This window comes from Ruegeria sp. AM9 (genome assembly GCF_056540565.1).
Window position 1 is genome coordinate 1 of sequence record NZ_JBQFWY010000055.1, and the last position, 576, is coordinate 576.

Below are 576 nucleotides of genomic sequence, written 5' to 3' on the forward strand. Positions count from 1 at the left end.
CACAACTTGTGGTAGGGTCGAGTCAGAAGCGCACAAGATGTGCGGTCTGGCTGGCCCTAGCCACTCCGTCACATTTGGAAGCGCACTATGAAACACCACTTTCTTGAGATTTCGCGCGACTGGTTGACGATGTTCCTAGCGGGCATCGGGATTACCGTCGCACCTCATGTATTCTTCGGCGGCTTGGTGATGGCCTTGGCCGTAGGCAGCTTGATTGGCCGGAAACGGCAACAGGAGGCCCATTTTTTAGGCATCCTCTTCACATCTGGCTTGGCCGCAATCATCGCGCTTATCGCCGCGCAGGTGTGGGATTTCTGGGGCTGGCCCCCGCAGTTGATAATGATCCTAGCCGCTGCCGTTAGCAGCTGGTTCGTCAACATCTTCGTCAAAGTCATGGACCACACGGAGGCGCAGAGCAGCCTTATCGCCGATCGGGTTCTTGACCGCTGGCTACCTCGCAAAAAGAGGGAGTTCGATTGATGAAACTTGCAGTTGTTGTCGGCCACAATGCCAAGAGACAGGGCGCGGTGCGCCCTGATACCGGGGAAACAGAGTTTGCTTGGAACTCACGGCTTG

General features: G+C 56.2%; 1 protein-coding gene. It reads left to right on the forward strand.

What is annotated here, in order from left to right; translation table 11 throughout:
• The first annotated feature begins 87 nt into the window (after window positions 1–87).
• Complete coding sequence (locus ACR0DO_RS19550; RefSeq protein ID WP_480495409.1) at window positions 88–480, forward strand: hypothetical protein; 393 nt, start codon at window positions 88–90, stop codon at window positions 478–480.
• The last annotated feature ends 96 nt before the right edge of the window (window positions 481–576 follow it).

Coding starts and splice junctions, on each gene's coding strand:
- ACR0DO_RS19550 (WP_480495409.1), top strand. CDS start 88: ATGAAACACCACTTTCTTGAGATTTCGCGCGACTGGTTGACGATGTTC.